A 4,597-nucleotide genomic window follows, 5' to 3' on the forward strand; every position below is an offset into this window, starting at 1 on the left:
GCTGGAGCAGGACCTGCTCGATGTGCTCCACGAGGAGGCGCGCCACGCACTCGCGGTGAAGTTGTAGAACAGCGCGTGCACCACTTCGGGCCCCGCCGCGCCGAGCGGGGCGGCGCGACCGGCGAAGTAACCCATCCAGAACCCGCGATACCCTGCCGCTTTCAGTGCCTGCAGCGGCTCGGGTGAGAAGTAGGTGACAGCATGCAGCGGTTCGAGCAGGCGCCAGGCCTGCCGCGCGAAGGCGGGGAGTTCGGTGCTCATGCCGCCACGCTACTGCGCCCGGCTCCCGCCGGAGCGAGCGTTCATGCGGGCCACTGGAATTCGGGGTCGCGGCGGTAGTCCAGGCGCCGCTGATCCAATGCCATGGCCACCATCTGCCGGGCTCCCGGCCCGATGATCGTGCGCAGCGGCGGGTCGGGCAGGTCCACCAGTTCCAGGACGGCCGCGGCGGCCACCGCCGGGTCGGCATCCACCCACCCGGGCTCCGCGGCCTGCTCGGGTTCGGGCGGGCCGGTGGGCGCGGCGTGCGGATCGGGATAGTCGGGGGTGCCCAGGATCGCGGTGCGCAGGTCGGCGTAGGCGGGGTGCGCGGTGGCGAAACGCATACTGGAGCCGGCCCAGTCGGTGGCGAACCCGCCCAGTTGCGCGATGGTGACGGCGACACCGAAGGGGCGGAGCTCGTCGGCCAGTGCCGCGCTGAATCCTTCCAGCGCCCATTTCCCGGCGTTGTACATGCCGAACAGCGGCATGCTGCCGACCGCGCCGACGGTGGATATCTGCACGATATGACCGCTGCCCCGGGCCCGCAGGTGGGGGAGCGCGGCCTGACAGACCCAGACGGCACCGTAGAAATTGGTGTCCAGCTGGTCGCGGATCTCGGCTTCGCCGAATTCCTCGACCGCACCGACGAGACCGTATCCGGCGTTGTTGACGATGATGTCGAGGGCGCCGGTGACCTCGACGGCCTGCTGCACGGTGGCCTGCACCTGGTCGCGGTCGCGGACGTCGAGCGGTAGCACGGTGAGCCGTTCCTGCGCGAGGTCCGCCATGGTGTGCGGGTCCCGGGCGGTGCCGATCACGTGGTCGCCGTGGGCGAGAGCGGCTTCGGTGAAGGCGCGTCCGAGGCCGCGGTTGGCGCCGGTGATGAACCATGTTCTGGTCACGAAGACCCCTTTCAGAAACGAGACGTTGCGTCTCGACAAGAGTGTCAGCCGAATTCGTCCCTGTCAAGACGATACGGTCCGTCTCGTCAATATTGTACGAAGATGGGCTGGTCCCGCCCGGTCCCCGCGATATCCGCCACCGATCTGCGACCTTCCACGACAAGGCGATTGCGGGGCTCCCGATCCCTGCGCCGAGGCCGCTCCTATGGGCGAGATTCGTCGAAATGCAGCGGGACACCGCGCCCGCCGTCTACCTACCGGGAGCGACTGCCGCTACCCCGGCGCCACTCGACCGGCCGCCGCGATCACGGCAGGGGAGTTGTGCCCCGACCTCGATATGGAGCTCCTGCCGGGTCCCGGACCCGGTGGTCACTCGGATCGGGCGGCCCGGCCTACGCGTCCGTCGATGCCCCCTCGCCGCCTTCGCCTGCCCGCACCCCTGAACTCTCGGCGACCCGCAGATAGGCCGCAGTCAATTCGGCGAGCACTCCACGATCCGGCGCCGGTCGCCGCCGCAGGTGGATATCGCGGAGTTCGCTCATGAACCGCTCCCGCAGTGCCGGCCCCCCGTCGGCGAGCAACTGCGCTCGCACGGCCAGCTCCGGTGTGGTGGGTAGCCAGCGCGCACCCCAGGCGCCCAATTCGGTGATCACCGGCACCAGTCCGATCGCGGCTTCGGTGAGGTGGTATTCGACCTTCTGCCGATGGGTCGGGTCGTCGTCGCGGGTGAGCAGGCCGGCGTCGGCGAGTTTGGCCAGCCGCGCGGCGAGCATATTCGACGCGATGCCCTCCATGGACGCGCCGAGCAGTTCGCGGAAGTGGGTGTTGCCGCTGAACATGATGTCGCGCAGCACTATCAGGCTCCACCGGTCACCGAGCAGTTCCATCGTCCTGTTGATCGGGCAGCCGGATTTTCCGGGCGGCACGGGCAGCACTTCCGGCGAAACTGGTTGCGTCATGAGATCAGTCTAGGTAAGTTCTCAACCGATTGCATACTACAACCAGTTAGGATTTCGCAATGACCCAACTCGTCCGTGTGCAGTGCTTCACCGTCTCCGCCGACGGCTACGGATCCGGGCTCGGCCAGAGCCTGGAACGCCCGTTCGGCCACGCCGACCCGGGCGTCATGATGTCCTGGGCCGGCGCCACCGCCAGCTGGGTCAACCGCACCGATCCCGGCGGGACCCGCGGTCTCGACGACTATCTGACCCGCGATTTCGCCCACAATATCGGCGCCGAAATCATGGGCCGCAACAAATTCGGGCCGCAGCGCGGCCCCTGGGAGAACTACGACTGGCAGGGCTGGTGGGGCGACGAACCCCCGTTCCGCACCCCCGTCTTCGTCCTCACCCACCACCCCCGGCCCTCGTTCACCCTCGCCGACACCACCTTCCACTTCCGCGACGCAACCTGCGAAGAAGTCCTGAAGGAAGCACTGGCCGCCGCCGACGGCCGCGATGTGCGCATCGGCGGCGGGGTGGCCACGGTGCGCGAATTCCTCGCCGCCGACCTCATCGACACCCTGCACATTGCGGTGGCGCCGAATGAACTCGGCGACGGTGAACGCCTCTGGGAGCGGCCCGAAGAACTCACCGATCGATTTCACCTGGAGCAGATCCCCAGCCCCAGCGGGGTCGTCCACCATTTCTTCTGGCGGCGCTGACCCCGGAAACGACGGATCGCCCGGGAATCCGAAGATTCCCGGGCGATCCGCGACCGCGGTGGGGTCACACCGGCCGGATCAGGCCAGATCGAACCGATCCGCGTTCATGACCTTGTTCCAGGCGGAGACGAAGTCACGCACGAACTTCTCCTTCGCGTCGTCGGCCGCGTACACCTCGGCCACCGCGCGCAGTTCGGAGTTCGAGCCGAACAGCAGGTCGTAGCGGGTGCCGGTCCACTTGACCTCGCCGGTCGCGGTATCGCGGGCCTCGAAGGTCTCCTGGGATTCGTCGATGGACTTCCACTCGATACCCATATCGAGCAGGTTCACGAAGAAATCGTTGGTCAGCGTCCCGACGTTGCCGGTGAACACGCCCTGCTGCGACTGCTTGTAGTTCGCGCCCAGTACCCGCAGGCCGCCGACCAGTACGGTCATTTCCGGCGCGGTCAGGTTCAGCAGGTTCGCGCGGTCGATCAGCAGGTGCTCCGACGGCAGCCGGTGTCCCTTGCCGATGTAGTTGCGGAACCCGTCGGCGCGCGGTTCGAGCACACCGAAGGAATCGATATCGGTCTGCTCCTGCAGCGCGTCGTTACGACCGGGCACCACCGGCACGGTGACCTGCACGCCCGCCGCCTTCGCGGCCTCCTCTACACCGGCGGCGCCGGCGATCACGATCAGGTCGGCCAGCGTTACCTTTTTGCCGCCGCTCTGGGCGCCGTTGAACGATTCCTGGATTTTCTCCAGGGCGCTCAGTACGGTCGCCAGCTGCTCGGGTTCGTTGATATCCCAGCTCTTCTGCGGTTCCAGCCGGATGCGGGCGCCGTTGGCGCCGCCGCGCTTGTCACTGGACCGGAATGTCGACGCCGACGCCCACGCCGTGGAAACCAGCTGCGGCACGGTCAGGCCCGTGGCCAGCACCTGCTCCTTGAGCGCGGCGATCTCGGCCTCGTCGATCACTTCGAAGTCCACGGCCGGGATGGGATCCTGCCAGAGCAGTACCTCGGAGGGCACCTCCGCGCCACGGTATCGTTCGATCGGGCCCATATCGCGGTGGGTCAGCTTGTACCAGGCGCGGGCGAAGGCGTCCGCGAACTGGTCCGGGTTCTCCAGGAAGCGACGCGAGATGACCTCGAACTCGGGGTCGAAACGCAGGGCGAGGTCGGTGGTCAGCATCGTCGGCTTCTTGCGGGCATCCGAATGCGCGTCCGGAATGATCGCGTCGGCGTCCTTGGCCACCCACTGGTTGGCGCCGGCCGGGCTCTGGGTGAGCTCCCATTCGTAACCGAACAGGATCTCGAAGAAATCGTTGCTCCACTGGGTCGGCCTGGTGGTCCAGGTGACCTCCAGGCCGCTGGTGATCGCGTCGCCGGCCTTACCGGTGCCGTGCGTGCTCTTCCAGCCGAGACCCTGCTGCTCGATGAGCCCGCCCTCGGGTTCGGCGCCGACCAGCGCGGCATCACCCGCGCCGTGGGTCTTGCCGAAGGTGTGGCCGCCGGCGATCAGGGCGACGGTCTCCTCGTGGTCCATCGCCATCCGGCCGAACGTTTCCTTGATGTCCACGGCCGAGGCCAGCGGGTCCGGATTACCGTTCGGGCCTTCGGGGTTCACATAGATCAGCCCCATCTGGACCGCACCCAGCGGGCTCTCCAGGTCGCGGTCACCGGTGTAGCGTTCGTCTTCGAGCCATACCGATTCGGGGCCCCAGTAGACGTCCTCGTCCGGTTCCCACAGATCGGCGCGGCCGCCGGCGAAGCCGAAGGTCTCGAATCCC

The 4,597-nt window shown here is 67.7% G+C and carries 5 protein-coding genes; 1 reads left to right on the forward strand and 4 read right to left on the reverse strand.

The window, feature by feature from the left end:
* The 3 genes from ACLML9_RS27865 to ACLML9_RS27875 all read right to left on the reverse strand — a co-directional run.
* Positions 1-261 (reverse strand): helix-turn-helix domain-containing protein (locus ACLML9_RS27865; protein ID WP_411948289.1); only part of this gene is annotated, 261 nt, incomplete at its 3' end.
* A 41-nt stretch (positions 262-302) separates the two neighbouring features.
* Positions 303-1,163, reverse strand: coding sequence for an SDR family NAD(P)-dependent oxidoreductase (locus ACLML9_RS27870; RefSeq protein ID WP_411948290.1), 861 nt, complete (start codon positions 1,161-1,163; stop codon positions 303-305).
* A gap of 392 nt (positions 1,164-1,555) precedes the next feature.
* Positions 1,556-2,122: a winged helix-turn-helix transcriptional regulator gene (locus tag ACLML9_RS27875; protein WP_411948291.1), complete on the reverse strand. Its 567-nt coding sequence runs from the start codon at positions 2,120-2,122 to the stop codon at positions 1,556-1,558.
* 59 nt (positions 2,123-2,181) lie between these two features.
* Here ACLML9_RS27875 and ACLML9_RS27880 point away from each other — a divergent pair, with 59 nt between their 5' ends.
* Positions 2,182-2,826: a dihydrofolate reductase family protein gene (locus ACLML9_RS27880; RefSeq protein WP_411948292.1), complete on the forward strand. Its 645-nt coding sequence runs from the start codon at positions 2,182-2,184 to the stop codon at positions 2,824-2,826.
* A gap of 78 nt (positions 2,827-2,904) precedes the next feature.
* Here the strand turns inward: ACLML9_RS27880 and katG are convergent.
* Positions 2,905-4,597, reverse strand: a 1,693-nt coding sequence (gene katG, locus ACLML9_RS27885; protein ID WP_411948293.1) for a catalase/peroxidase HPI, incomplete at its 5' end; no start/stop codon positions are given.

The sequence above is a fragment of the Nocardia sp. NPDC002869 genome (assembly GCF_046764065.1).
Classification (GTDB): domain Bacteria; phylum Actinomycetota; class Actinomycetes; order Mycobacteriales; family Mycobacteriaceae; genus Nocardia; species Nocardia rhamnosiphila.

Excerpts from the sequence above, each read along its gene's own strand:
- ACLML9_RS27875 (WP_411948291.1), bottom strand. The coding sequence starts at position 2,122 with ATGACGCAACCAGTTTCGCCGGAAGTGCTGCCCGTGCCGCCCGGAAAA.
- ACLML9_RS27880 (WP_411948292.1), top strand. The coding sequence starts at position 2,182 with ATGACCCAACTCGTCCGTGTGCAGTGCTTCACCGTCTCCGCCGACGGC.